This is a genomic window from Haloferax prahovense DSM 18310 (assembly GCF_000336815.1).
Classification (GTDB): domain Archaea; phylum Halobacteriota; class Halobacteria; order Halobacteriales; family Haloferacaceae; genus Haloferax; species Haloferax prahovense.
In genome coordinates, this window is the sequence record NZ_AOLG01000029.1 from 145,292 (window position 1) to 171,324 (window position 26,033).

23 protein-coding genes are annotated in these 26,033 nt (G+C 66.0%); 13 read left to right on the forward strand and 10 right to left on the reverse strand.

Annotated elements, in window-relative coordinates; genetic code table 11:
- The first annotated feature begins 105 nt into the window (after nt 1-105).
- Nucleotides 106-1,074, forward strand: a complete 969-nt coding sequence (locus C457_RS10065) for an AAA family ATPase (RefSeq protein ID WP_008094252.1) — start codon at nt 106-108, stop codon at nt 1,072-1,074.
- On the opposite strand, the gene C457_RS10070 is transcribed toward C457_RS10065, so the two are convergent.
- Genes C457_RS10070 through C457_RS10085 form a run of 4 tightly spaced genes read right to left on the reverse strand, consistent with a single transcriptional unit; the run spans nt 1,052 to nt 4,396 of the window.
- Nucleotides 1,052-1,735: a DUF7519 family protein gene (locus C457_RS10070; RefSeq protein ID WP_008094254.1), complete on the reverse strand. Its 684-nt coding sequence runs from the start codon at nt 1,733-1,735 to the stop codon at nt 1,052-1,054. The genes C457_RS10065 and C457_RS10070 overlap by 23 nt on opposite strands.
- On the reverse strand, nt 1,732-2,994 hold the full coding sequence (locus C457_RS10075) for a DUF58 domain-containing protein (protein ID WP_008094257.1): 1,263 nt from the start codon (nt 2,992-2,994) through the stop codon (nt 1,732-1,734). Before C457_RS10075 ends, C457_RS10070 begins: the two co-directional genes overlap by 4 nt.
- Nucleotides 2,991-3,572, reverse strand: coding sequence for a DUF7269 family protein (locus C457_RS10080; protein WP_008094259.1), 582 nt, complete (start codon nt 3,570-3,572; stop codon nt 2,991-2,993). Before C457_RS10080 ends, C457_RS10075 begins: the two co-directional genes overlap by 4 nt.
- Nucleotides 3,569-4,396: a DUF4129 domain-containing protein gene (locus tag C457_RS10085; RefSeq protein WP_008094260.1), complete on the reverse strand. Its 828-nt coding sequence runs from the start codon at nt 4,394-4,396 to the stop codon at nt 3,569-3,571. The genes C457_RS10080 and C457_RS10085 overlap by 4 nt, the downstream gene beginning before the upstream one ends.
- A 141-nt stretch (nt 4,397-4,537) precedes the next feature.
- On the opposite strand from C457_RS10085, the gene C457_RS10090 reads away from it, so the two are divergent.
- The 3 genes from C457_RS10090 (at nt 4,538) to C457_RS10100 (ending at nt 8,878) form a co-directional block, all read left to right on the forward strand.
- Nucleotides 4,538-5,566, forward strand: a complete 1,029-nt coding sequence (locus tag C457_RS10090) for a hypothetical protein (protein WP_008094262.1) — start codon at nt 4,538-4,540, stop codon at nt 5,564-5,566.
- Between the two features lie 130 nt (nt 5,567-5,696).
- Nucleotides 5,697-8,267 carry an oligosaccharide flippase family protein gene (locus C457_RS10095; protein WP_008094263.1) on the forward strand — a complete coding sequence of 857 codons (2,571 nt, stop codon included), beginning with the start codon at nt 5,697-5,699 and terminating at the stop codon, nt 8,265-8,267.
- A gap of 149 nt (nt 8,268-8,416) precedes the next feature.
- A complete protein-coding gene (locus C457_RS10100) occupies nt 8,417-8,878 on the forward strand; it encodes a hypothetical protein (protein ID WP_115828319.1) in 462 nt (153 codons plus the stop codon).
- 136 nt (nt 8,879-9,014) lie between these two features.
- Here the strand turns inward: C457_RS10100 and C457_RS10105 are convergent, their stop codons facing one another.
- The 3 genes from C457_RS10105 to C457_RS10115 form a co-directional block, all read right to left on the reverse strand.
- Nucleotides 9,015-10,235, reverse strand: coding sequence for a glycosyltransferase (locus tag C457_RS10105; RefSeq protein ID WP_008094267.1), 1,221 nt, complete (start codon nt 10,233-10,235; stop codon nt 9,015-9,017).
- 60 nt (nt 10,236-10,295) lie between these two features.
- Nucleotides 10,296-11,924 carry a right-handed parallel beta-helix repeat-containing protein gene (locus C457_RS10110; RefSeq protein ID WP_008094269.1) on the reverse strand — a complete coding sequence of 543 codons (1,629 nt, stop codon included), beginning with the start codon at nt 11,922-11,924 and terminating at the stop codon, nt 10,296-10,298.
- Nucleotides 11,925-12,029: 105 nt separating this feature from the next.
- Complete coding sequence (locus tag C457_RS10115; protein WP_008094271.1) at nt 12,030-13,058, reverse strand: glycosyltransferase family 2 protein; 1,029 nt, start codon at nt 13,056-13,058, stop codon at nt 12,030-12,032.
- 163 nt (nt 13,059-13,221) lie between these two features.
- Between C457_RS10115 and C457_RS10120 the strand changes: the two genes are divergently transcribed.
- Entirely contained in the window at nt 13,222-13,893 is a 672-nt protein-coding gene (locus tag C457_RS10120) for a helix-turn-helix domain-containing protein (protein ID WP_008094272.1), read from the forward strand.
- A 76-nt stretch (nt 13,894-13,969) separates the two neighbouring features.
- Here the strand turns inward: C457_RS10120 and C457_RS10125 are convergent, their stop codons facing one another.
- The 3 genes from C457_RS10125 to C457_RS10135 form a co-directional block, all read right to left on the reverse strand.
- Entirely contained in the window at nt 13,970-15,487 is a 1,518-nt protein-coding gene (locus C457_RS10125) for a twin-arginine translocation signal domain-containing protein (RefSeq protein ID WP_008094274.1), read from the reverse strand.
- A gap of 160 nt (nt 15,488-15,647) precedes the next feature.
- Nucleotides 15,648-16,217, reverse strand: a complete 570-nt coding sequence (locus tag C457_RS10130) for a metal-dependent hydrolase (protein WP_008094276.1) — start codon at nt 16,215-16,217, stop codon at nt 15,648-15,650.
- A complete protein-coding gene (locus C457_RS10135; protein ID WP_008094277.1) occupies nt 16,217-17,302 on the reverse strand; it encodes a DUF1616 domain-containing protein in 1,086 nt (361 codons plus the stop codon). Before C457_RS10135 ends, C457_RS10130 begins: the two co-directional genes overlap by 1 nt.
- Before the next feature lie 306 nt (nt 17,303-17,608).
- Here C457_RS10135 and C457_RS21045 point away from each other — a divergent pair, with 306 nt between their 5' ends.
- From C457_RS21045 to C457_RS10170, 8 genes are all read left to right on the forward strand, one after another.
- Nucleotides 17,609-17,737: a hypothetical protein gene (locus C457_RS21045; protein WP_255409935.1), complete on the forward strand. Its 129-nt coding sequence runs from the start codon at nt 17,609-17,611 to the stop codon at nt 17,735-17,737.
- Nucleotides 17,734-18,315: an acyltransferase gene (locus tag C457_RS10140; protein ID WP_008094279.1), complete on the forward strand. Its 582-nt coding sequence runs from the start codon at nt 17,734-17,736 to the stop codon at nt 18,313-18,315. Before C457_RS21045 ends, C457_RS10140 begins: the two co-directional genes overlap by 4 nt.
- Complete coding sequence (locus tag C457_RS10145; protein ID WP_008094280.1) at nt 18,312-19,700, forward strand: nucleotide sugar dehydrogenase; 1,389 nt, start codon at nt 18,312-18,314, stop codon at nt 19,698-19,700. The genes C457_RS10140 and C457_RS10145 overlap by 4 nt, the downstream gene beginning before the upstream one ends.
- Entirely contained in the window at nt 19,693-20,979 is a 1,287-nt protein-coding gene (locus C457_RS10150) for a nucleotide sugar dehydrogenase (protein WP_008094281.1), read from the forward strand. Before C457_RS10145 ends, C457_RS10150 begins: the two co-directional genes overlap by 8 nt.
- A gap of 10 nt (nt 20,980-20,989) precedes the next feature.
- Nucleotides 20,990-22,015 carry a DUF354 domain-containing protein gene (locus C457_RS10155; protein WP_008094282.1) on the forward strand — a complete coding sequence of 342 codons (1,026 nt, stop codon included), beginning with the start codon at nt 20,990-20,992 and terminating at the stop codon, nt 22,013-22,015.
- Between the two features lie 186 nt (nt 22,016-22,201).
- Nucleotides 22,202-23,260: an ATP-grasp domain-containing protein gene (locus C457_RS10160; protein ID WP_008094283.1), complete on the forward strand. Its 1,059-nt coding sequence runs from the start codon at nt 22,202-22,204 to the stop codon at nt 23,258-23,260.
- Nucleotides 23,261-23,295: 35 nt separating this feature from the next.
- A complete protein-coding gene (locus C457_RS10165) occupies nt 23,296-25,263 on the forward strand; it encodes a glycosyltransferase family 39 protein (RefSeq protein ID WP_008094284.1) in 1,968 nt (655 codons plus the stop codon).
- Nucleotides 25,264-25,683: 420 nt separating this feature from the next.
- Entirely contained in the window at nt 25,684-25,962 is a 279-nt protein-coding gene (locus tag C457_RS10170) for a hypothetical protein (protein WP_008094285.1), read from the forward strand.
- Nucleotides 25,963-26,033: the final 71 nt, after the last annotated feature.

Genomic DNA, 26,033 nt, shown 5'->3' on the forward strand with positions numbered 1-26,033 from the left:
CTCTTACTCTCCGTCGGGGGCGCATTATTATCGAGCAGGTAACGCGCGGGTCGGTGGCGCGCTTACCTATCGCATAATAATGCCCGGCTGGGCTGACTCCGGAATATGGACGTCCGCGAACTCCACGACCACAGCACGCGTGTTCTCGACGAGATAGCTCGGTCAGTCGTCGTGGACCGAGCCGTCCTCCGGCGCATCCTCACCGGAGCGCTCTCGCAGGGACACGTTCTGCTCGAAGACGTTCCCGGCACGGGAAAGACGCTGACCGCGCAGAGCTTCGCCACGGCGCTCGGCCTCTCGTTTAGCCGAATCCAGTTCACGCCGGACCTCCTCCCCGCCGACGTGACCGGGACGTACGTGTTCGACGAGCGAGACCGGTCGTTCGAGTTCAGCGAGGGCCCGCTGTTCGCGAACGTCGTCCTCGCCGACGAGATTAACCGCGCCTCGCCGAAGACGCAGGCCGCGCTCCTCGAAGCGATGGCCGAGGGGCAGGTGACCGTCGACGGCGAGACGCACCCGCTCCCGGACCCGTTTTTCGTCATCGCCACGCAGAACCCGGTCGAACAGGGAGAGGGAACGTTCCCCCTGCCCGAAGCGCAGAAAGACCGGTTTCTCGTCAAAGACAGCCTCGGCTACCCGGACGAGGAGGGCGAACTGGAACTGCTCGACCGCCGCGACGCGCGCGACGAGCCCACGCCGACGGTCTCTTCGGTCCTCTCGACGGACCGCGTCCGCGAGATGCAGCGCGTTCCGGAGACGGTCCGCGTCGACGGCGAAATAAAACAGTACATCGTCGACATCGTTCGCGCGACCCGGGAGAACCCCCGCGTCGCGGTCGGCGTCTCGCCGCGCGGCTGTCAGCGGCTGTTCGAGGTCGTCCGCGCGACGGCCGCGGTCCACGGCCGGAGCTTCGTCATTCCGGACGACGTGAAAGCCGTCGTCCACGCGACGGTCGCCCACCGAATCGTTCCGACTGCCGAGGCGACGGTCGACAACGTCGAGCGGAGCCAACTCGTCGACGACGTGCTCGCCGAAGTCTCCGTCCCGACGGTCAGTCGTGCAGAGCGAGCGTGAGGAAGACCAAGGCGACGAGCATGAACGCGATCGCGTGAAGCGGCAGACCGGGCGTCCCGAGGTCGCGGACCACGAGCCCGGTACCGACCGCGACGCCCCCGACGAGCGCCGTCCCGCCGAAGTGCGCCATCTCGACGGTCCACGTCTTCGCCTCCCGTCCGAGTTGTTCGCCCACCGCTATCGAGTTCTCTGCGGCGTCCCACGAGACGACGAGCGCCGCACATGCGACGAGCAGGGCCACGGCGTCGGCCGTCTGGAACAGCCCGCCGGCGACGACAGCCAAGAGGACCGACGCGCAGCCGAGTTTACTCAGTCCGCGCGACCCGGCTCCGCGAAGGGGAAGCACGCCGAGACCGAGACAGAGCAGGCCGAAGAGTCCGAGCCCGGACTCGATGAGCTGTGACTGACCGGTGGCGCTCGATACGGCGAGGCCCGCACCGCCCGTCGCGACGAGGACGCCGACGAGTAGCCCGGCAGCCCCGAGCAGTCGCTGTCCCGTTCGGAACCGGTGTGCGCCCTCGATAGCGAGGACGAGGCCGACCACGGCGACGAACGTCCCGGTCGACGCGCCGGTGTTCACGAGCGAGACGGACAGCGCGACGGCGAACAACGACAGCGCCGCGCTGAACCGCGCCGGCCGTCTGGTTATCTCTCCGTTCACGTCCGAACCCCCCGCTGTGCGTCGATTGCGAGCGCGAGCGGGTCGTCGAGCGACCAATCGATGACGGGGATACCGACCTGCCGGAGCGCCCGCAACCGATTCCGGCGCTCTGCGGCCGCCAAGCGCTCGCCGGGCGTCTCGTTCGCCGTCGCGTCCGGGGAGACGACCGTGACCGCGTGGCCGTGCCCGTCGAACCGGCGCGCAACTTCGACGGCGGCGTCGTCGCAGAGCGGCGAGACGAAGAGAAGCTGCGTCTGTTCGCCGAGCCGACCGAGGTACGATTCGACCTGTTCGTCGACGGGGTCGTCCGTGTCCGTCGGACTCGCGGTGAACGCCGAGTGCCTCGAAAGCAGTTTCCGCAACCGGAGCCGGTGTTCCCGCCCCGCACCCGGCGCTCGGAAGCAGTCTTCGGCCGAGAGCGCGGCGAGGCCGACGTGGTTCCGGCCGTTCAGCAGGGCAGTCGTCAACTGGGTCGCGGCGGACGCCCCGGCGTCGACGGCGTGCGTCTCCCCGGGCGGGCCCCTGTAGGCGACCGCCCGCGCGTCGACGAGGACGAGGATTGACGCCGCTTGCTCTTCCCTGAAGTCGACGGTCGTCAACTCACCCGAAGCGGCGTACCGCTTCCAGTCGATTTGGCTGACCGGGTCGCCGCGGCGGTACGACCGCGTCTGTTGGAACTCGATGCCCGACCCCGTCCCGTTCGCGGCGACGCTGCCGACGGTGTCGAGCGTCTGTGACCGACGCGGCGGCTTCGTAATCTCGGTCGTGCAGTCGAGTTCCGTCTCGTCCGCGGCGCGCACGTCGAGTTCGACCTCCCTGTCGCCGCTGGGGTCGCGGACGATGGCGGTCGCGTCGTCGAACGCGTGCCGCCCGCGCTCGGCTTCGACGGCGTACGAGAACGTCCGCGTCTCACCGGGTCGGAGCACCATCCCGCGCCTCGCCGGGCCGTCCGTGACGGAGAGCGCCGGGGGGACGCCGTCGACGACCCGGCAGTCGTACAGCGTCTCGTCGCCCTCGTTCGTCACCGCGACTTCGATTTCGACCTCGTCGCCGCTCGCCGGTGAGGCGGTGTCGACCCGGCGGTCGAGGGACAGATTCGGCGTCGGCATCGGGACGGTCCGGTGGTACGCCGCGAAGACGACGCCGACCGTCGAGAGCAAGAGGAGCTCCTGTCGCTTCGCCAGTAGCCCGGCGGCCGCGACGACGAGCGCGACGGCGACGACGCCGCGCCAGCGGTTCGTCTGTTGTGGCGTCGTCACCGTCCCGTCCCCCCATCGACCGCGTAGACGGCCTCGGCGGTCCGCCGGGCGCGGAACTCAGCGGGCGTCTGTCGTCGCCGAAGCGCGGCGACCGCGGTGGCGAGCGTCGACCGTTTCGGACTCCCGAGGAACGACGCCGCCTCGGCGTCGTCGGTCCACTCGCCGCGTCGAACGAGCTGACGCGCGCGGCTTCGACCGCAGTTCCGCTCGCGCATCACCGCCTCGACGGCCGCTGTTCGGAGTCGCGTTTTCACTCGCTGTCGGGCGCTGTCGCCGAGAACGGACGTCCGATAGTCCCATCCCCGAACCGTCTCGTCGAACTCGCGCCCCGCGGGCGGGACCCGAGCGGGGACCTCCGGGTCCGGCGTGTCGGCCTGCTGCAGTTCGCTCTCCCGGCCGGAGGCGATGACCGGCAGCGACGCGAGCAGCGCGACTCCCGAGAGCGCGGCCACGAGGACGTAGTCGCCGCCCGCCTCGGAGACGAGTGCCGTCACCGGGAGGGCCGTCCCGCGTGCGACCGTTCCGACGGCGAGACAGCCGAGTCCGAGGAGGCCGAACAGTATCTTTCGGCGGTTCACGACTGGTCTCGCCCCCCGGATGGTCCGAGCCGTTCGAGACACTCCCTCGCGCGCCGGCGTCGGTCTTCGGTCACGGGCGCGCCGCCGTACCTGACTTCTTCGAACAGCTCCGTGAGCGACCACACCGAGTTCGCGTCGGCCCCGTTCTCGCGGGCGATTGCCGCCCGCTCTCGCGGCGTGAGCAACTGACGGTCGTCGAGCCGGAGGCGCTCGACCATCTCGTACCACGCTTCGGTGACCTCGTTCTGCGGTTCGGGCGGCGCGTCGAACCCGCCTTCGGCGCGTTCTTCCGCCGGAGACTCGCCCCCGCGGAAGCGGGCGACCATCGGCGACAGTCGCGCCGCGATGCGGTCTCGATACCGAGCGACGAGCGCGAGGGCGACCACCGCGACGACTCCGACGACCAGTTCGACGAGGCGCGAGAGGAGCGCGAGCAGGGCGTCGATGAGCGCCTCTAGCCTGTCTCGCTCGCCTGGCGTCTCTTTCGACCCCTCAGATTGGTCGTGCTGGGCGTCCGAACTGTCTGTCGAACTGTCGGACGTGGAGTCGTCGTTCCCGTCGTCCGGACCGCTCGCGCTAGACTGTCCCGACTGTGACGACTGTTCGCCGCCGTGTTCCTGCTGGCTCGGGTTGTCCGTCAGCGTCTGGTATTCGCGCTTGATGTCGTTGGCGTCGCCCTTGTCGAGCGGCAGCGAGGAGTAGTCGAGGTCAATCGCCTCGCTCGGCGAAGAGTCGACCGCCGATTCGAGGGACCCGGCCGCCGACCCGACGGCGAACAGACACACGAGAGCCAGTCCGAGCGTGACGAGCGCGTCACTGTCCATCCGACCGACCTCCGCGGGTGTCGAGGCGTATCACGATGGGTGTAGACCCGCCCCCGCTCATACTAATTATCCGCCCGATAAGCCGCCGCTACGTAGTCGATAATAACGGTGGGTGGCTGTGATGTCTCGTTCGAGTTCGAGATGGAAATCCCATCCAATACACTGAAACGTGCGAGTATCGCCCTCCTCGTCGCGCTCTTGATGACGACAGCGGGTTGTTCGTCATTCGCGGGCGGCGACGCGGGAGACACGACCGCGGCGAACGAAACCGCCGAAACGACGGAGACGACGGCGTCCGACGTCGAGGGCACCGCGAACGACACGGCGTCTTCGAACGACGCGACGGCCGCGGAGACGACGGCCGCGGACGCGACGAACGAGTCGTCGGATTCCGACTCCGACAACCACTCACACAGCCACGACTCGGCGGCGAACACCAGTAACGAGTCGTCGGTCGACGCGGCGTACACCGGGCAGATGGCCGTCGTGGTCGCCGGCGAGCGCGTGAGCCTCACGGAGGACCTCGACGAGGACGCGCCGGTTCACATGACCGACGTCGATTCGTGGCACACCAACGAGAGCACGACGCTCGCGGAGGCGCTCGAGGCGGCCGACGTCAACGCCACCGAGTCGTCGCTGACCTACGACGGCGAGACCTACGAGGAGTCGAACAACGGCACGAAACTCATCTACCGCGTCGACAGCCACGAGGTCGACCCCGAATCGTACACGCTCGAATCGGACGATAAGGTGTGGGTGCTGGTCGTGAGCGACGACTCGAACGTCACCACTCCCGGCGAGTACATCCCGCCGGAACAGCTCCACGTCCACGGGACCATCGACTTCACCGTCGACGGTGAACGGCTCGACTTCAGCCGCGACAAGTACCAGCAGGCGGGTCACAACGACCACTTCCACTTCGAGGGCGGTCACGCGAACCCGTGGCACGCGCACTCGGCGCACGTCACGCTCGCCTACGGCATGTCCACGCTCGACGGCATCAACATGACCGACGAGGGCGTCACCTACAACGGAACGACCTACGCGTACGACGGTGACGGTGACAACGCGACTGCGAACGTCACCGTCAACGGCGAGTCCGTCGACCCGACCGACTACTACCTCAAGAACGGCGACTCGGTCTCTATCGAGATAGCGTCTTCCGACTAATCTCCCGCGTTCGTTTATTTATGTACACGAATCACCGAACAGCAGGCGGTCTACGACCGATACGCCGTTGGTCCCCGCGCGTCGCGCTGGCGAGGAAGCCCGGCGAGAGAGACGCCGACGGGTGGTGTGAATGAAGCGGAACATGGTCACCGCGTTCCTCTCTATCTTCGGGGGGCGCATCTTCATCGTGCTGTCCTCGGTGGTGCTCACGCCGCTTCTCATCACGACGCTCGGGTTCGAACTGTACGGTCGCTACGGCACGCTCACCGCGGTCTTCGGCATCTCGACTATCTTGATGAGTTCCGGCATCAACAGCGGTGCCCGGAAGTTCCTCGCCGAAGACCGCTCGATTTCGGACTGGCAGACCCACGTCTTCGGCTACTACTTCCGCCTCGGGACGGTCCTCGCGGTGCTGACCGCGCTCGCCTTCGCCGCCGCCGCGCGGTTCGGTATCGTCACCCGGTTCCTCGGCCCCGAGTACGTCGTCGGCTTCTACGGCCTCGCCGGACTCACCATCGCGACGCAGTTCCGCGAGTACGCCCGCCGGTCCCTGATGGGGCTCAAACAGGAGCACCTCTCGGAGCCGCTTCGGGTGTTCAACAAGGTCGGAACCCGGCTCGCGCTCATCGGCATCGCCTACCTCGGGTACGAAATCGGGGGGCTGATGGTCGGCCTCATCGTCGTCAACAGCCTCGTCGCGCTCCTCGCGTTGTGGTGGGTCCGCAAGAACGTCTCGCTTCGCGGCATCTTCAGCACGACGCCGCGCGGCTTTCCGACGAAGGAGCTGTTCAGTTTCAACCACCTCTCGGTGGTCTACATGCTGTTTCTCACGTCGATGTACCACGTCGACGTGCTGATGCTGGCGTCCCACGTCACGGAGACGCGCGTCGGTTACTACAAGTCCGCGCTGGTCATCAGCCAGTTCCTCTGGGTCATCCCCCGCTCGATTCAGTCGATGCTCGTGCAGTCCGTCTCGGACCTGTGGGCGGACGAACGAATCGACCAGATAAACGAAATCGCCTCCCGCGTCACCCGATACGGGATGCTCGTCATCGTCCTCCTGTCGCTCGGGCTGGCGGCGCTCGCGAAGGACTTCGTCCCGCTGTACCTCGGTTCGGGGTCGATGCCCGTCGTCACGCCGCTTCTCATCCTGCTCCCGGGGACTATCGGCTTCGCGGTCGTTCGGCCCATCCTCGCAATCAGCCACGCGAAGGCTGATATGAAGCCGCTCATCGCGGCGACCGGTGCCGCGGCGGTTCTGAACATCGTCTTGAACGTGATTCTCATCCCGCGTCACGGCATTCTCGGGGCCGCCGTGGCGACGACCATCGGGTACTCCTCGCTTCCGGTGTTCAATCTCGCCAGCGCGCGCTACCTCGGGTTCAAGCCGTTTTCCGACGCCCGACTCGTGCGAGTGCTCGCGACGGGGTTCATCTCCGGGGTGCCCATCTTCTTGCTCTCGATGACCATCGAGAGCAGTCTCCTCGCGCTGGTCGTCGTCCCGATTATCGGCCTCCTCGTCTTCGTGACGGTGGCGTTCGTGGTCGGAGCCGTGGACGCCGACGAGGCGCTGGACCTGCTGAGTTCGCTCCCCGACCCGGTCGGTTCCCGCGCCACCGCGATACGCGCCCGTCGCGGCGGTAGCAGCGGCAACGCCGGGAGTCCCGCGTGGGGCGACGAGTCCTGGACCGACCGACACAAAAACACGCTGCAACGCGTTCTTCTCGTCGCCGGTATCCTGCTTTCGCTCTCCGGCGTCGCGCTCGCCGTCGGCGTCCCGAGCGTCGGCATCGCTCCCTCGGTCGACGGCGACTCGCCGGTGCCGCAGGTGAACAACACCACGCCGGTCACCGACACGCCGATGCCGACGACCGACACGCCGGTGACGACGACGGCGACCGAGACGGTCACGCAGACGACCGAGACGGCGACGACGACGAACACGACCAGTCCGCCGTCGAACACGACGACGACCGAGTCGGACGACGGCGGCGGCTGGCTCTGGGGCGGTGACGACGACGATGACGACGACGGCGATGATAGCGACGACCAGACGACGACCGCGTCGCCGACAGCGACGGAGACGCCGACGAACAACACGACGACAGCGACAGAGACACCGTCGAACAACACGACGACCACCTCGACGGCACCCACCACTTCGACGACCACCTCATCGCCGACGACTACCTCGACCTCGACCTCGACAGCGACGGAGACGCCGTCGGACAACACGACGACGACGACGGCGACGACCACCTCGTCACCGACGACGACGGACACGACGACCACGACAACGTCTGAGACGACAACCACGACCGACACGGCCACGACGACGACCGAGACGACTACAGACACGACGACTACGACCGATACGGCAACGACAACGAGCACGGATACGACGACTACAGATACGACGACAGCGACGGACACCACCACGACTGAGACGACGACCACGGACATGAATACGACCACGACCACAGACACCGCGACGACGACTACCGACACCACGACGGACACGTCCACGACCGAGACGACGACATCGAATACGACCGACAGCGGGTCGATGCTCCTGATGGCGCAACCGCTTTCGGCGGTCGAGTGGCTCGATTTGCAGTCGCCTCCGCTCGGCGGGTCGCCGTGGTTCCACTCGGTTCTGTTCGTCGGAATCGTGGCGCTCGCCGGTCGAAGCGCGCGCTAACGGGCTGTCTCGTCTCCCGGTCGATGACTTCTGTTGGCGGCCGCAGTCGCCGGCCACTTTTCGAGAACCGTGCCGAACTCGGCGCGTCCCCCGGCCGGCGCGATTCGGGAATCGGAATGATAATATAATAACAGGTTGGTTCCCTTAGCGTGAACCGACGGTCATTACTCGCGACGCTGGGTCTCGGTTCCATCTCTGCGTTAAGTGGCTGTCTCAATCTCGAAGGCGTCGATGGCGGCGTCCTCACGGTGATGCACGTGTCGTCGTCCGAGTTCCCAGACGTCGTTCCGTCCTCCGACGAACGACTCTCCGACGAACCGTTGCTCCAGCGAGCGCTCGACCGCGTGACGCAAGACGAGGCTCGCGGCGTGATGGACTTCCGATTGGATAGAAGCGAGTACCGGTCCGTCGCAGACGCGCTGGAGACGCTCCCGTACTACGACCGAACGGAGGGTGAGCTATCGATTCCGTCCGGTTTCTACGTTCGTCACGACGGCTTCGTCTACCGCCTCGCGTACAGACCGATGTGTTCGGAGACGCCGCTCGTCTCGTCCGAAAACCCCCGACACCGATGCTGGACGTCGGTCCCCGAAGGGACGACCACGCTGTAGGAACGTTCGACTCCGCGGATTCGACAGCGCGCGTCGCCGAATCGAGACAGCGTACTGCGTTCGTTACTGTGTTAGTCGCCGGCGGCCGAGACCAAAGAAAGGAATGACTGGCCGTTCTCCGTCGTTTCTCCGGTGCTTACCGCGCGGCTGCGACGGTCTGTGTTTCGTTTTCGTCGAGGACCTCGACGTAGAGGTCGGCGATGTCCTCGCAGACGTTCTCCCACGTGCACTCGTTCGCGTACGCCTGAATGGCGTCCGCGTCCCACGGCCCGCGGAGGGCATCGACGACGGCGTCGGCGAGTTCGTCGTGCGACTCCGGTCCCTCGACGAGGGTGCCGTAGTCGTCGCTCGTGACGACTTCTTCGCTCCCGCCGTTTTTCGTGGCGACGACGGGCGTCCCGCAGGCCATCGCCTCCAGTTGGACGACGCCGAAGCTCTCGCTGTAGCTCGGGAGGACGAACACGTCGGCCGCGTTCATCCAGTCGTTGAGCGTCTCCGAGTCGACGTAGCCGAGCAGGTCGGTCCGGTCGTCGATACCGAGTTCGCCCGCGAGGGATTCGAGTTCGTCGCGCATGCCGCCCTGCCCGCCGATGACGAGCCGCGCCTCCGGTTCGGACGCGTGAACCCGCGTCATCGCTCGCATCAGGTGTTGGAAGCCCTTCCGTGGTTTCAGCGTCCCGAGCGCGAACACGACGGGCGTGTCGTCGTCGACGCCGAGTCGTTCGCGGGCCGCGGCGGCGGAGACGCGCTCGAACGCGTCGGTGTCGTAGCCGTTCGGAATGTGGACCACGTCGTCGTTGTAGGCGTCCAGTTTCGAGCGGTCGCGTCGGTTGACGCGAACGAGCCGGTCGGCATCGGTCCACGCCCGCTTCAGCCGGGCGTTGTCGGAGGTGAGCTGCGTTTCGAACCAGTCTCTGTTGGCGTGGACGGTGAGGACGTACGGGATACCGAATTCCTCCTTCAGGCGCGCGCCCACGTACCCCGAGGTCCACGTCATGTGGCAGTGAATCAGGTCGAACGAGACGGGGTGGTCCGCCAGTTTCTTGCGGACTTTCCGGGCGTGTTGCTGTCCGAGGAGGTGCTCGCGCTGCGCGTCGACCGGGAGGTACAAAAGCGGGGTCTCGATGACGTGCACGTTGTCCGGCACGTTCGTCGTGGCGATTTTGGCGTCTTTTCCGAACCCTTCACCGCCGCTCACGGGGAGGCGAGACGCTACGTCGGCGAACCAGTTGTACCTGACGCAGACGGTGACGGAGTCGAAGTACTCCGCGAGCACGTCGACCTGCGACTTGACGAAGTGTTTGTAGCCGTGTGAGACGACGAGGAGGTCCTTGTCGGCCAGTCGGTCGTGGTCCATGCGTTACCCGCAGTTGCGTACCGACCCCCATGATTATCGGGTCGGTAAGGTCCGCTCGTCTCAGACGGGTGGCAGTTCGGTGTTGTCGACGACGAACCCCTCCGCGCCGCCGTCGATGTAGCCGCCGTAGAGCACCGAGTCCATGACGACCACGTCGGTCCCCTGCGAGTACAGCTTCATGGCTTGCCGTCCGCCGAGGGACCGCGCGGTGATGCCGTCGAAGCGCGTCCGGTTGCCCTTGTTGATGAAGGGGTGGTGCGTCGCCTCGTAGGTCCCGCCGACGAACAGGGCGTCGTCCGCGAGAATCTCGGCGCAGCGACGGTAGCTCTCGCCGGGTTGGTGGACGGTCAGGTTCTCGAACCGGGCGTTCGCGCGCTCGACGCGAATCGCCTCGCGCTGGCCGTCGCCGGGTGCCGAGCCGGTGATGGTGACGTTCTTGACGAGCACCATCGGGTCCTCCGGGGCGTTTTCGCCCTGGAGGTAGATGGCGAAGTTCGACCCGTGGATGTCGATGGTCGTGTCGAGGACTTCGAGGCGACCCGCGCCGGGGGTCACCTGAATGCCGCGCGCACAGCCCTCGTCGTCGTTGAGGACGATGCTGCAGTTCTCGATGACCGAGGTCTGTGCGTCGTCGAGGACGCGAATGGCGTTCTCCGCGGAGCCCGTGACCTCGATGGTGGTGTCTTCGATGCGGAGGTCGGCCCCGTCGTCGAGGCGGATACCGCGCTGGCTGATGCCGGGGACGAGTTCGTCGATGACGACCGTCGCGCCGCGGATACTGCTGCCGTACCCTTTGAGTCGAATCGACGAGACGGTGCTGTTCTTGTACGTCCCGCCCTCCACGTGGACGACGCCTTTCGACCCCGAGACGTACAGCCCGTTGTCCGGGAACCGACCGAGTTCGCAGTCGACGAAGCGGAGCGTCCCCGCGCTGTTCGGGTCGATGAGTATCCCGGTTGGGCCGAGGTTGATGTCGCCGATGGTGTCTTCGGTGAACGCCGCGCCGTCGGGCGCGCTGAACCGCTCGACGGTCCCGGTCCCGTTGGCGGTGGTCACGCTGAACAGCGCCGGACCGAGGGTCCCGGTGTCGTGTTCGCCCGCGATAGTGATGTCGCGGACTTCGAGCCCGTCCGTGACGTAGGCCTCGACGGCCCGAATCCCGGTCTGCGGGGCGGTGAAATCGAACGTGAACCCCTCGAAGAGGAGGTCCTTGCCGGGGGCGTAGATGACGCCGAGCCGGAAGAATCGGGCCGCACCGGTAAACTCGCCTTCGGTGACGACGTTGCTGTCGATGGCGTCGATTCGGCCGTGCGTGAGCGTCGCGTTCGGCCCGTAGAACCCGAGGTTCTCGAACCCGGTCTTTCGGAGTTGCCTGTGCATCAGGTATCGCCCCTCCGGGAAGACGAGGAGCGTGTCGTCCGCGACGTGCCGCGAGAGCACGTCGTCGATGGGTTCGATGCCCTTCGGGTCGGCCCCCGCATCGACGACGTTGACGACGTTCGAGAACCGGTCGAGGTACGCCTGCGGAACGTCGACGCTCATCGCGTTCGCCTCGACGCTGTTGACGGGGTGCGACAGGTAGCTTCCGACCGCGAGGGTGCCGACGGCTCCGAGGAGATACGAGCGCCGCGTGAGCTTCGGGCCGCGGGAGTCATTGGCGTCGGTGTCGTCAGATTGCGTGAATCTCATACAACCGAGAACGTCGTATACTCACGAACGTTCCCGGCTTCACATGTTCAGTCTTTAAGTATGCCTGCGAGTTTCGGCGGCCTACGGCCCCCGATTCGACTCGGGTTACTCGCTCGGAACCTCGGTCTCGTAGGTGTCGTCGTCGACCCGAATCTCGAGCGCTTCGTTGTCGTCGTGGTCGAGGACCGTGCCGAAAAGCAGGAACGTGATACCGAAGAGGAGGCCGATCGCCCAACTGCCGAGGCTGGGTGAGTCGCCGTCGCCGCCACCCGTCAGCCCCGAGCCGATGAGGCCGATTGCCGCGACGCCCGCGATGACGGTTCCGAGGTAGTAGAACGCCGCGAGCGGGTGGAAGTCCCGGAGCATGTACTTGTTTTTCAGCCGCCAGAAGTAGTTCCGGAGCAGCATGCCCGAGACGCGGGGGACGTACTCGCCGTAGTTGATGTGGCTCTTCCAGTCGTCGTCGTACAGGTACTCCGCGGAGCAGGCGATGTCCGCGACGCGGAGGTTCTCGGCGTTGAGTTTGACGAGCAGGTCGTTGCAGTAGCCGTAGTACTCGTACATGTTCTCGATGTCGGCCTGCCGAAGCGCCTCGTGGGAAATCGCGGTGTAGCCGTTCTGCGGGTCCATCGTTTTCCAGTAGCCGCTGGCGAACTTCGTCAGGTACGAGAGGATGGAGTTGCCGACGAGTCGATAGCCCGGCATGGCGTCGAGGTCCGACTGCTCCATGAACCGGTTGCCCTTCGCGTAGTCGGCGTCGCCCTCCGCGATGGGGTCGAGGTACTTCGCCAGCTCGTTGGGGTTCATCTGCCCGTCGCCGCCGAGGACGGCCGTGATGTCGACTTCGTCTTCCAGCGCGTGGAGGTAGCCCGTCTTGAGCGCGCCGCCGACCCCGCGGTTCTCCTCGTGTTGAATCGGGACGACCACGTCGTCGTACGCCGTCGCTTCGGGGGTGTGATCCTCGTTGAACGCGTCGGCGTGCGTCACGATTTCGTCCCACGTCCCGTCTGTCGACCCGTCGTCGACGACGTAGGCTAGGTCGACGAACGAGGGGAGGGTGTCGATGACGTCCCCGACGTAGCCCGCTTCGTTGTAGGCCGGCACGACGACGGCGATTGAGTTGTCTTTGTACATTGTAGTCGGAGTCCTACCGAACTGTGGACGTTTCGGTGTCGTTATTATGGGCATCGTAGTTGCTCACAACCCGTCGACAGGTACGGGAGCGAACCCGCGGAGACGCGGTCACAGACGCTTATCATCCGCATAATAACCCGTACCGATTATCGAACAACAGGCGATGCACGAGGACCGAAGGGGCGACGACGCTCGACCGATATACTTGGAGATAACGCTCGAGGACCCGAGGCTGATTCTCTCGTCGTTCGTCACGGGACACCGGGGGCCGGTCGAACTCGAATTCCAACCGACCGAGGGCTTCGGCTGGGACTGCGCGTTCGTCGTCGTCGAACGGGGGCCCGTCGATTCGGTCGCGGCGTCGCTCGTCGTCGACCCGACCGTGATCGAGGCGGACTTCCTCGGTTCCGTCGGCTCCGACCACCGGTTTCGCGTCCTCTTCGGGAGCGGCGTTCGCCTGATTCCCCCGTCCTCGACGGAGATGGGCGTTCGGGTCATCTCCGTTCGACACGAGGACGGCAGGTGGTCCATCCAGATGCACCTCCCCGCTCACTCGACGCTGCACCGCGTCCAAGAACACTACCACGACAACGACATCTCCTTCCGGGTAAAGCGCCTCCACGTCGCCCGCGACACCGACGTGGGCTCCGAGACGGCGCTCCTCCCGGGACAGCGCGAGGCGCTTCTCGTCGCCCACGAACACGGCTATTTCGAGGTTCCGCGGCGGTCCTCGCAGGGCGAACTCGCAGCCATCCTCGGCATCTCCAAGTCGGGGGTCTCACAGCGGATTCGTCGGGCCATCTCGCGACTCATCGAGGCGACGCTGTCGCCGTGACTCCGTCCGGGCGAGCGGTGAGAAGGTAGCCGCGCCCGCCGCGACGCAGAGTCGACTCGGGACCGACCGTCGCGGCTCAGAACCAGTTTCCGTCGTACGCGACGTCGACGTCGCCGTACTCCCAGACGCCGTTGTGAATCACCGACTCGACGACGTCGACGCCAGTCGAGCCGTCGATGACTTTCATTCCCTCGTAGTTGTCGTGCGATTCGGAGGTGATGCCGCGGAACGTCGTCCCGTCGGCGTCGTTGACCAGCGGAATGTGGCTCGTGTCGTAGTCACCCCAGATGAACGTGCTACCGTCGCCGAGTACCTTGACCGCGCGCCGATAGTCGCCGCCGGTCTGCTCGACGTCGAAGCGGTCGAGCGTGCAGTTCCCCCGTTCGAGCCGGACCGCGTGCCGACCGCTCGACCCGTCGCCGGAGCCGCCGACGCTCGACTTGAGAACGTAGACTGGGTCCGCGTCGGCGCTGCTCGGTCCCCCCACGACGAGCGCCTGGCCGCTGGTGTTGAACTCGATGTCGGTGTTGATGATATCGATTCTCCCGGCCCCCGGCGAGACGGTGACCGCTTTCGTCGGCACGTCTCCGTTGACGATGACGCTCGAGTTCTGAATCCGCGCCCACTCGACGTCGTTCTGGACGCTGATGGCGCGCCCGTTCGGCTCGTCGATTCGAACGACGGTGTCGTCTATCCAGTTGTACGCGCCGCCGTCGAGTCGGATGCCCCGCTGGTTCGTGTCGTCGGTGCGGCGGTCGTCCACGATGACGGTCGCGCCGTGAATCGAGCTGTAATCGCCCGAGAGCCGGATGTTGGCGATGTTGCTGTTCTTGAACACGCCCCCGTCGACGACGACGCGACCGCCCTCGGTCGAACAGTAGAGGCCGTTGTCGGGCCAGGCGCCGACCTCGCAGTCGCGCACCCAGAGCTTACCGTCGTGGTACGGCGACACGATGATGCCCGTGGGCCCCACGTCGATGTCGCCCGGCGTGTTGTCCGAGAACTCGCCGCCGTCGGGAATCCTGATATTCTGGACGGTGCCGATACCCGACGCGTCGGTGACGTCGAACGCGAACGGGCCGTACTTCCCGCTGTCGTGCTGGCCGACGACGGAGAGGTCCCGCGCGAGGAGGTCGTCTCTGACCTGCGCTTGGACGACGCGAAGCCCCGTGTCGTCGGCGGTGAAGTCGAACTCGAAGCCCTCGACGACGAGGTCCTCTCCCGGTTGCTCGAACGTCCCCAACTTGAACAGCCACCTGCCGTCGTAGTCGGCGGCCGGGACGATAGTCGCGTTATCCCCCCGAAGTTCGAACCCCCGAAAATCGACGTGACGGAACGCGTCGTCCATGAGATACTCGCCGTCCGGGAAATACAGAACCGTGCCGTCGTCGCACTGAATGTCGTCTAAGACTGGGTTGATGGACTCCCCGCCGGTCGGGTCGGCCCCCTCGTCGACGACGTTGTACCAGTCGTCGTCGCCGTCGGCTGATGCCGTCCCGGCGAACGAAACGGCAGCGGCCGCCCCACCGATGCCCTTCAGTACCTGTCTCCGAGAGACTGTCCTCCTGCGCTCTTCTGCGCGTTGATTCCGCATCGAGAGAACGTCTCTGCCTCTGTGTAATGAGTATTTTTAGCGTTTATCGTATTATTCAAACAGAATGTCTATTTCCGGCGTTGATTAGGGATGCAACTGTCCCTCAGGGTTGCTTTTGTCAAATTATATTCTCGTCAGCCGTTACAAGACGGGCCGCGAATCAGCGGCGCAGGTCGGCGGCGCGGCGGGCCCACCGAAGCCCCGGCGTTCCGTCGAGCACCCACAGCAGGACGACCGCCCCGAAGACGGCCGCGTAACCGACGACGAGCCCCGTGTTCTCGGGGCGCAGCAGCTGATAGAGGAACGTCTGAAAGTACTCCGCGAACCGCTGGACGAAGCCGAGGTCGTTCGAGTACGGCTCCCGCGGCGCGAGCGGCCAGAGCACCCGCCCGACGTTCGGCCCGTTCGCCCGGAGCGCGAGCACGTCGCCGACGAGGTGCGACCCGTACCCGGCGACCGCGGCGACCGCGAGCTTCGCCCTGTTCCGCGTCCAGAGCGCCCCCGCGAGGAGTCCGACGAGCGGTGCGCCGACGAGGAGCGAGTGCGCCGGGCCGTACCCCGTCGCGACCACGCCGAGCGTCCACGAGAGCGGCTTGTCCACGAGGTCGGGAACCTGCGTCATCAGCGCGAGGGTGACGCCGGCCGCGTCACCGATAGGCGGGCCCCACGCGGCGCGGTTCGCGAGGGAGTACAGCACGTAGCCGAAGACGAGATGCTCCCACGGCCACATCAGGCCGCGGCCCCCCTAATCGAATCCGGCCGACCGAGTTGCGCGGCGTCGCCGCCGCCGTCGCCGACCGAAACGACCAGTTGGACGGTCCGATACGAGTTCTCGCGGTTCGCATCCTCGGGAGCGTCACCTTTGTAGACGTGATAGACGAGTCGGAGCGACTCGCCGGACATCGTCGGTCGAACGTCCTGTTGGACGTAGGCGGTCTCGTTGTCCCCGACCGACGCTCGCGTTCGGTCGAGTTCGCGTTCTTCGACCACTCGCGTCCCGTTCGGCGTCCTGTCGAGCCGCTGCAGCTCCGTGACGACCGTGTACGTCGTCGACTCGTGTTCGTGGTTCTCCAGCGCCAGCGTCACCGGGACCGGCTCCCCCCGACTGAGCTGCTGGGGGTAGCCGCTGGCCTCGTAGTCCGACCCGTTTTGGGTCACGAGGTACGCTTCGGTGAAGTCCGACTCGGGAGCCTGCGTCTCGACCATCGCGAACCCGACGCTGCTGAGGAACGCGACGACGCTCACGACCACGAGGAGGTTGACGGCGAGCGAGACGGGCGAACTCCGCGATTCGGAGGACAGCGGGGACGTGACCGCTCCGGCGGTCGACGCCACGCTCCCGAGGACGGTACTGAGCGGCGGGGCTCCGGCCCGCGCGTCCGGGGGCAGCAGCATGCGCCGGGCGACGGCGACCGCGGTGAACAATATCGTCACGCCGAACACGCCGAGCGCGACGATGCTCGCGTCGAACCCCTGTCCGACGAGGTTGGTGACGAGCGCGACCCCGGCGACGAGCGCGAGGCTCAACGCCGCCGAGAGGACCAGTCGAACGGAGTAGAGCAGTCCGGCGGTGTGACGCGTCGGTCGCGTCAGCGCCGACTCGTCGCTCATGGTGTCGGACTCGACGTCCGACCGCCGTTCCGGGAACACCGCGGCGAGGAGCGCGTATCCCGGGTACAGGACGATGAGCGGCACGACGAACAGGCTCCGGACGACGGACCCGGAGAGACCGAGCATGACCACCGCGAGCGCGGCGATAGACCCCGCGACGACGAGGAGTACGTCGAGTGTCCAGCGACGGGTAGACGACTTCATCACTCGCGCCTTGACAGTCCGTGTTGAAAAATGGCTGCGACCGTTCACGCTCGAAATCGGGAGAAAGAGCGTCTTAGCGGTCTGATAAGGGGGAATGGTTGACTGCGTCGACGGCGGCGCTCCGGGGGTAACGCTCCGAAAAATCGAGGAATTCCGACGCCGGTTGGTGAGCGTTCGCACGGCCGGAACGACTCGTTTCCCGCCGTCTCGGGGCGTCTGCGGGCTTATCGTCCCGATAATAATGGCCGCTTCGCGTGACCTCCGTTTCGAATCGCGGGCCACGACGGTCCGCGGCGTGACCAACACATGCGCACCAAAACCAAACTCCTCGCGGCGCTCGTCGCACTGTTCGTGCTCGCAACCACCCTCCGGTCGGACGGCGACGGGTCGCCTTCCGGCGATGACGAGACGACCGCCGATTCGGCTCAGACATGAACCTGTACGTCACGGGTTCCAACTGCGAGATAGACGACGACGTCACCCTCGGGTACCCGGCCGGCGACGACTCACAGCAGACGATCGTCGGCGACGACGCCCGAATCCGCTCGGGAACCATCGTCTACAGCGACGTGACCATCGGCGACGGCTTTGTCACCGGTCACGACGCGCTCGTCCGCGAAGACACCCGAATCGGTGACAACGTCGTCGTCGGGACCAACACCGTCATCGACGGCACCACGACCATCGGGTCGAACGTGAGCCTCCAGACCCGCGTCTACGTTCCGACCCACACGCACATCGGCGACGACGTGTTCGTCGGGCCGGGCGCGGTGCTCACGAACGACCCGTATCCGGTCCGGCAGGACGTCGAGATGACCGGCCCCACGCTCGAAGACGGCGTCTCGGTCGGCGGGAACGCGACCATCCTCCCCGACGTGACCGTCGGCGAGAACGCGTTCGTCGCCGCCGGCGCGACCGTCACCGAGGACGTTCCGCCGGAGACGCTCGCGGTCGGAACGCCCGCCGAACACCGCCCACTCCCGGCGAAGCTCCAGGGAGCGAACACCATATGAGCACGCAATCTTCAGTCACGACCATCTACGGCTCCGAACGCTCCGAAGACGAACAGATAGCCGCGCTCACGTCCGGCGACGTGCCGGTCGGCGTCTACGGCCTCGGCAAGATGGGGCTGCCGCTCGCTTCCGTCTACGCCGAGACCACCGGCAACGTCACCGGCGCGGACATCGACACCGACGTCGTCCGCGAGATAAACGCCGGACGAAACCATATCGTCGGCGAACCCGGACTCGACGAACTCGTCGAGGAACTCGTCGAAGACGGCGCGCTCGTCGCCAACACGGAACCGCGCGAGGTCGCCGACGAGGCGAGTATCCACGTGGTCATCGTTCCGACGCTCGTCGACGAGGCGGGCCGGCCGGACCTCTCGGTCATCGAGGCGGTCGCCAGAGACATCGGGAAGGGCCTCGACGAGGGCGACCTCGTCGTCTTCGAATCGACGCTCCCGCCGCGCTCCTGTCGCGACGCGCTCCTCCCGCTTCTCGAATCCGAGAGCGGTCTCTCGCTCGGCGAGTTCGGCCTCGCGTTCTGCCCCGAGCGGACCTCTTCCGGGCGCGCGCTGAAGGACATCCGCGGGGCGTACCCGAAAGTCGTCGGCGGCGCCGACGACGAGAGCGCCCGCGCCGCGTCGCTCGTCTACGACCAGATATCCTCGAACGAGGTCATCACCGTCTCGGACACGACGACCGCGGAGGCGGTCAAGGTGTTCGAGGGCGTCTACCGCGACGTAAACATCGCGCTCGCGAACGAACTCGCGACCCACGCCGACGAGTTCGAAATCGACGTGACCGAGGCCATCGACGTGGCTAACACCCAACCGTTCTGCGAGATTCACACGCCCGGCGCGGGCGTCGGCGGCCACTGTATCCCGTACTACCCGCAGTTCCTCATCACGCAGTTCGAGACGGGGTCGCCGCTCATGGAGACCGCTCGCGCCGTCAACGACGAGATGCCGCACGTCACCGCGCAGACGGCGCTCGACCGACTGGCGGCGCAGGACGTCGCCCCCGAGGACGCGACCGTTCTCGTCCTCGGTCTCACCTACCGCGCGGGCGTCGAGGAGATTCGCAAGACGCCGGCGCTCCCGGTCGTCGAACACCTCGACGAAGCGGGCGCGGACGTGGTCGCCACCGACCCCATCCTCGACGACACCGCCGTCTTCGAGGACGCCGGCGCGACGGTCATGCGCGGCGTGACGGGCGACGACCTGTCCCCGGACGCCGTCGTCCTCGTGACGGCCCACGAGTCGTTCGACCACCTCGACGTTCCCGCCTTCGCCGACGACGACCGCCCGGTCGTCTTCGTCGACGGCCGGCAAGCCGCGACGGAGTACCGCGACCACGAACGAGTCGACTACGAGGGAATCGGTCTCCATGACTGACACTGTCTGCGTCGTCGGCCTCGGCTACGTCGGCCTGCCGCTGGCCATCGAGTTCGACCGCGCCGGGAAGTCGGTCATCGGCTACGACGTCGACCCCGACAAGGTGTCGACGCTCTCGGCGGGGACGGACCCCACCGGAGACGTGACCGACGAGGGCGTCGCGGCCTCCGACGTGCTGTTCACGACGGACGCGACGCACATCTCGGACGCGGACTTCGTCATCGTGACGGTCCCGACCCCGGTCGACAGCATGGAGAATCCCGACCTCCAGTTCGTCGAGTCCGCGGCCGAGACCATCGGCCAGCACGTCTCGCCGGGGACGACCGTCGTCCTCGAGTCCACCGTTTACCCCGGCGCGACCGAGTCCGTGCTCGTGCCCGCGCTCGAATCCGAGTCCGGATTCGTCGTGGGTGAGGACGTGTTCGTCGGCTACTCGCCGGAGCGCGCGTCGCCCGGCGACACCGGGCGGAGCGTCAAGGACGTGGTCAAAGTGGTCGGTGCCAACTCCGAGGCGGTCCGCGAGCGCCTCGCCGACCTCTACGGGAGCATCGTCGACGCCGGCATCCACCGCGCGCCCGACATCGAGACGGCGGAGGCGTCGAAGGTCATCGAGAACGTCCAGCGCGACATGAACATCGCGCTCGTCAACGAACTGGCCGTCGCGTGCGACCACATGGGTCTGACGACCAAGGACGTACTGGAGGCCGCGGGGACGAAGTGGAACTTCCACGACGGCTACTCCCCCGGCTTCGTCGGCGGCCACTGCATCCCCGTCGACCCGTTCTACCTCACCTACCGCTCCAAGCGAGAGGGCTTCTCGCCGAAGCTCGTGTTACAGGCGCGCGAAATCAACGAGTACGTCCCGGTTCACGCCGCCCGCAAGGCGGTCAAGACCATCAACGAGTCGGGGCGCGTCCTCCAAGACACGCGGCTGCTCGTCCTCGGACTCGCCTACAAGCCGGGGGTCGGCGACATCCGGAGTTCGGACGTGAGCACGATGATAGAGAAACTCGACGAGTTCCACGTCGACTGCGTCGGCTACGACCCCCACGCCGACCCCGACGAGTCGCGGGAGGTCTTCGACATCGACGTGGTCGAGTCGGTCGACTTCGAGGCGTACGACGGCGTCGTCGTGGCGACCGGCCACGAGGAGTTCGCCGACTACGACCTCGACCAGATGGCCGCCGCGCTCGGGTCCGACCCGGTCATGATAGACGTGGCCGACGTGTTCGACGCCGACGAGGCCGACGAGCGCGGCTTCCACTACGCGCAGCTCTGAGACACCGCCGATGGACATCCTCATCACGATTCAGCACCCCGCGCACGTTCACTTCTTCAAACACGCCATCGACGAGTTCGAGGCCCTCGGCCACGAGGTCCACGTTCGCGCCCTCGACAAGGACGTCGCCTTAGACCTCCTCGACGAGTACGAAATCGACTACGAGGTCGTCGGCTCCCGCGGCGATTCGCTGGCCGGCGTCGCACTCTCGACGCTCGGTATCGAGTACCGACTCTTCCGCGCCGCGCGGGATATCGACCCGGACGTCGTCGCCTCCATTGGCGGGTTCGAGGCCGCCCACGTCGCGAAACTCGTCGGGGCCGCGTGCGTCGTCTTCACCGACACGGAGCACGCGACGCTCTCGAACGCGCTGACGTTCCCCTTCGCCGACGAGGTCGCCACCCCGAAGTGCTACCGCGACGACGCCGGGGGGAATCACTTCCGATACCCGAGTTACCACGAACTCGCGTACCTCCACCCCGACCGGTTCGACCCCGACCCGTCGGCGCTCGACGGCCTGCCGGTCGACGCCGACGACACGTACGCAGTCGTCCGGTTGGTCGGTTGGGGCGCGGCGCACGACATCGGCGACGAGGGTCTCGACGGCCTCACCGACCTCGTCGGTCGCCTCGAAGACGCGGGCGCGACGGTACTCATCTCTGCAGAGGACGACGCGCTCCCGCCCGAACTCGAAGGGTACGGCATCAGTATCGACCCGCACCTCATCCACCACGTGCTCGCGTACGCCGACCTCTTCGTCGGCGAGAGCGGGACGATGGCCTCCGAGAGCGCCGTGCTCGGGACGCCGACCGTCTACGTCCACAGCGCGAACCCCGGGCTCATGCGCGACCTCGCCTCGTTCGACCTGCTGTTCGGATACCACGGTGAGCACCGGAACGAACGCGCCACGGACCGGGCGGTCGACATCCTGCGGTCGACCGACGCCGACTGGAAGGCGCGTCGGCAGCGGCTCCTCGAAGAGAACGTGGACGCGACGGACGTCATCGTCGAACGGGTTCTCGCGGCTGCCGAGTAGCGGCCGTCGACTAGCCTCTCGAACGCGCGTTTCGCCGCTCGTTCTCGGACCGTGAATGACGCCCCGAAACAGCCGATTTTCGACGGTTCACGTCTTTTATCTGCTATATAATAAGGGGCTGTTGGTGTCTGTCTCGTCTCGATGACACTGCTGGATACAGTCCGACCGTCGAGCCGGGACGGCGATGTGACCGTGCTGGTGACCGGTGCCGGTACCTTCGGCGCTTCGGGTATCATCAAGGCGATTCGCCGGGCCGACGCGTTCGACGCCCACATCGTCGGCGTCGATACGGACCCGGACGCCTACGGCTTCAGCCTCGTCGACACGGCGGAGACGGTCCCCGCCGGCGACGCCGACGCGTTCGTCTCCGAGCTGCTTTCGGTCGCGCGCCGCGAGAACGCCGACGTGATTTTCCCCCTCAACGCGGCGGAAGTCGAGGCCCTCTCCGAGGCGAAGCGCGCCTTCGAGCGCGAGGGTATCGAAGTGATGGCCACCTCGTCCCAGTCGCTCTCGATTGCCAGAGATAAAGGGCGGCTGTACGACGAACTCGTCAAGCAGGCCCACCCGATGGCACCCGAGTTCTACCGCGTCTCCTCGTTCGACGAGTTTCTCGACGCGGTCCACGCGCTCGGCTATCCCGACCGCCGCGTCTGCTTCAAGCCCCCCGTCAGCAACGACAGGCGCTGCTTTCGCGTCCTCGACCCGGATATGGACCGGTTCAACGCGCTGTTGAACCAGAAACCGAACAGCACCGTCACGACGCTCGACGACGTGCTCCCCGTCCTCCGGGAGACGGCCCAGTTCCCCGAACTCATCGTGATGGAGTACCTCCCCGGGGAGGAGTGCACCGTGGACGCCCTCGTCCGCGACGACGAGATGCCGGTTCTCGTCTCACGGTCGCACGCTGCGACCTGCGACGACACCTCGTTCGTTGGCACCGTCGAAAAGAACCCGGAGCTCCTCCGAGACACGCACGAGCTCTGCTCGCTCTTCGGGTTGGAGTACAACGCCACGTTCCGGTTCAAATACACCGCCGACGGGACGCCGAAACTCGTCGACGTCCACCCGCGAATCTCTCGGTCGGTCACCGCTTCGGTCGGTGCGGGAGCCAACATCCCCGCGCTCAGCGTGCAGTACGCGATGGACCGTGAGCTTCCCGAACTCGACATCGAGTGGGGAACCCACGTGACCCGCGACTGGCAGGACGTGTTTTACGGCCCCGATACGGACCCGACCACAATCTGACGGACCCCCTTCGAACCACAACTCTCAGCTCATACATGACGATCCTCTCATCGATATCCGACCGATTGCGACGAGCCGAACTCGACGTCCTCGCGGCGGGCCTCGGGGTCGTGCTCGCGCTCGCGTTGTTCCCGCTGCGGTTCCTCTCGTCGCAGATTTTCATCGTGACGCTCCCGATACTCCTCGGCGTCGGCAGTCTCCTCTATCTCGCGGCCGCCCGCGGGAGGGGGACCACGGACGGTCTCCCGACGCTCGCGCCGTCGCTCGTGCGACTCATCTCGGCCGGCGTCTTCTTCGGCCTCGCCGTCATGGTCGTTCTCGCGGCCGTTCAGGGCGAACGAAGCATCCTGTTCATGGACGTCGGCGGCGTCGTCGGCGCGCTCCTCCTCGGGCAGATACTGCTCGCCCCCGACGACGAACTGCGGCCGAGCGTCTTCCTCGCGGAGATTCTCGTGTACTCGTTCGTCGTCCGATTCGCCGCGCTCTACACCGCGCCGGGTTACATCGGAATCGACATCTGGTCGCACACGACGTTCGTCCAGATGATTCTCCAGGCGGACTCGCTATCCGCCATCAACGACATCAAGTACTACGCGTCGCCGCTGTTCCACCTTCTCACGGCGGCGTCGACGCACCTCCTCGACCTGTCGCTTCGGAACGCGCTGTACCTCTCGCTCGGCGTTGCGATGCCGCTCGTCCCGATTTTAGTCTACGGGACGGCGCGACTGCTCGTCCCGCTCCGGTGGGCGCTCGCCGCCGGCGCGCTGTACGCGATGGGCGACCAGGTCGTCCGCTGGGGCATCCACCTCATCCCGACGAGCCTCGGACTGCTGTTTTTCCTCGCGTGTCTGTACTGCCTCGTGCGGATAACCCACGCCAGCGAGCGGTGGCGCGACTTCGGCCTGCTCGTCCTGTTCAGCACCGCGGTCATCCTCACCCACCAGGTGTCGTCGTTCATCATGTTGGTGCTCCTCTTCGCGGGGTTCGTCGCGCAGGTGTTGCTCCGGTTCGACTTCTTCACCGAGGACCCGGACCCGCTTTCGTTCTCGGGCGGCGGCTCCACTCCGGTGAACCTCGCGGGACTCGTCGGGTTCAACCTCGGACTCATCGTTTTCACGTGGTCGCTGACGCCGTATCAGGGCGACACCTTCCTCGAAACGGTCATCAACTACCTCGTGTTGAACCTGTTCAACGCCGGGTTCCTCCAGGGCGTGGGCGGTAGCGGCGGGTCTGCCGGCGCGTCCGGTGCGGCCGGTTCGGCCGGTCAGACGTTCCTCTCGCAGCTCTCGACGTACGTCACCGAAGCCGGGTTCCTCATGCTCGTCTTCGCGGGTCTCCTCGGGTGTCTCACGGTGCTCAACCGCTCGCGGGCGACGCAGACGACGTACACGTTCGTCGGCGCTATCGTGGCGATGCTGTTCGTCGTGCTCGGACTGCCGCTCGTCGGTATCGAGAGCTTCGTCCCCGGTCGCTGGTTCGCGTACCTCTACGCCCTCCTCGCCATCATCGGCGTCCTCGGGTTCCGTCACCTCGCGAACCGAACCTCGCTCAAGGTGGTCGGCGTCATCCTGCTCCTGTTCGTCCTCGTCTACCCGAACGTGATGATCATGTCGAACGACGGCGCGATGGACAGCCCCGCGTTCCCGGACCAGCACGAACGGCTCTCGTACACCGAACAGGAACTCGCCGCCATCGACACGTACGAGTCGGCCCGCTCGTCGCAGCGGGGCGGCGAACTCTACACCGACCTGCCGTACGGGACGGTGTGGGAGCGGACGAACGCGTATCCGGCCGAACCGTTACCGGCCGAAGATGGCAGGCCGGTCCCGCAGGGGATAACGGCCTATCGGGAGTACCAATCGCAGAGCGCCTCGTACTTCCCGAACGAACAGGACGTGGCCACGAACCTCGACCCGTCGAAGACCGAGGTCTGCCCGCCGACGACCAACTACGTCTACGCGAACGGTGAGGTAACCATCTGTTCGCTCCCCGGCGCTAACTGATTTTTCGGCTCGCAGTCGTTCTTTTTTGTCGTGGTGCTCTCGTCGGGTGTTCTCGTTGTGACGCGGGTGGTGAAGCGGTACGTCTCGGGCTTTCGTGAAGAGCTGTTTTAGAGGCCTTGAAAAGGCTGCATAGGTCAGTTGAACTCCTTCAGTGGATGTTCTTGTCCTGTGTCGTCACGCGATTCGAGAGCACACAAAGCATACGGCGGAACGAGTAACATACCTATCAGAATGCGACGATTGTCCCCCCAGACGCTCGTGGTCGTGTGCCTCGTCGTCTTTGCCGGGTGTGCAACGACTGGGCAGACAACGACTACTGCATCACCAACAGCTACGACACAGGCAGCGACAGCGACAACCACGGCAACCACGACAGCTCCGGCTACCACACAACCGACAACTGTCCCGCGAGCCGAACGCGTGCCATTCGTCCTTGAGAACGAAGCTCATTCGAGCAAGAGCGTCCACCTCGTAATCAGCAACGAGTCGACCGTAGTCTACAACGACACGGTCGCTCTCGATGCGGGGGCAAAGCGCCACGTGGCTACGCTGACCGGTCAGGAGAACACCTACGACGTCACGGCCGCGATGAACGGGAATTCCTTCGAGAGACACGTTACTCTCAACGCCGGACTCCTCCAGAGCGGAATCACAATCAACGAATCCGAGGAGTTCGAATACAGTTACGTAATCAACTGATTCTCGCGGAAATCACTGGTGGTGGGCGTGCATCTCCGTCAACGAGCTATCTGCATCTCACAGCGACCGGT

Excerpts from the sequence above, each read along its gene's own strand:
- C457_RS10095 (WP_008094263.1), top strand. The coding sequence starts at position 5,697 with ATGAAGCGGAACATGGTCACCGCGTTCCTCTCTATCTTCGGGGGGCGC.
- C457_RS10140 (WP_008094279.1), top strand. The coding sequence starts at position 17,734 with ATGAACCTGTACGTCACGGGTTCCAACTGCGAGATAGACGACGACGTC.
- C457_RS10145 (WP_008094280.1), top strand. The coding sequence starts at position 18,312 with ATGAGCACGCAATCTTCAGTCACGACCATCTACGGCTCCGAACGCTCC.
- C457_RS10120 (WP_008094272.1), top strand. The coding sequence starts at position 13,222 with ATGCACGAGGACCGAAGGGGCGACGACGCTCGACCGATATACTTGGAG.
- C457_RS10135 (WP_008094277.1), bottom strand. The coding sequence starts at position 17,302 with ATGAAGTCGTCTACCCGTCGCTGGACACTCGACGTACTCCTCGTCGTC.
- C457_RS10150 (WP_008094281.1), top strand. The coding sequence starts at position 19,693 with ATGACTGACACTGTCTGCGTCGTCGGCCTCGGCTACGTCGGCCTGCCG.
- C457_RS10110 (WP_008094269.1), bottom strand. The coding sequence starts at position 11,924 with ATGAGATTCACGCAATCTGACGACACCGACGCCAATGACTCCCGCGGC.
- C457_RS10085 (WP_008094260.1), bottom strand. The coding sequence starts at position 4,396 with ATGGACAGTGACGCGCTCGTCACGCTCGGACTGGCTCTCGTGTGTCTG.
- C457_RS10165 (WP_008094284.1), top strand. The coding sequence starts at position 23,296 with ATGACGATCCTCTCATCGATATCCGACCGATTGCGACGAGCCGAACTC.
- C457_RS21045 (WP_255409935.1), top strand. The coding sequence starts at position 17,609 with ATGCGCACCAAAACCAAACTCCTCGCGGCGCTCGTCGCACTGTTCGTG.
- C457_RS10155 (WP_008094282.1), top strand. The coding sequence starts at position 20,990 with ATGGACATCCTCATCACGATTCAGCACCCCGCGCACGTTCACTTCTTC.
- C457_RS10105 (WP_008094267.1), bottom strand. The coding sequence starts at position 10,235 with ATGGACCACGACCGACTGGCCGACAAGGACCTCCTCGTCGTCTCACAC.
- C457_RS10125 (WP_008094274.1), bottom strand. The coding sequence starts at position 15,487 with ATGCGGAATCAACGCGCAGAAGAGCGCAGGAGGACAGTCTCTCGGAGA.
- C457_RS10090 (WP_008094262.1), top strand. The coding sequence starts at position 4,538 with ATGGAAATCCCATCCAATACACTGAAACGTGCGAGTATCGCCCTCCTC.
- C457_RS10115 (WP_008094271.1), bottom strand. The coding sequence starts at position 13,058 with ATGTACAAAGACAACTCAATCGCCGTCGTCGTGCCGGCCTACAACGAA.
- C457_RS10130 (WP_008094276.1), bottom strand. The coding sequence starts at position 16,217 with ATGTGGCCGTGGGAGCATCTCGTCTTCGGCTACGTGCTGTACTCCCTC.
- C457_RS10065 (WP_008094252.1), top strand. The coding sequence starts at position 106 with ATGGACGTCCGCGAACTCCACGACCACAGCACGCGTGTTCTCGACGAG.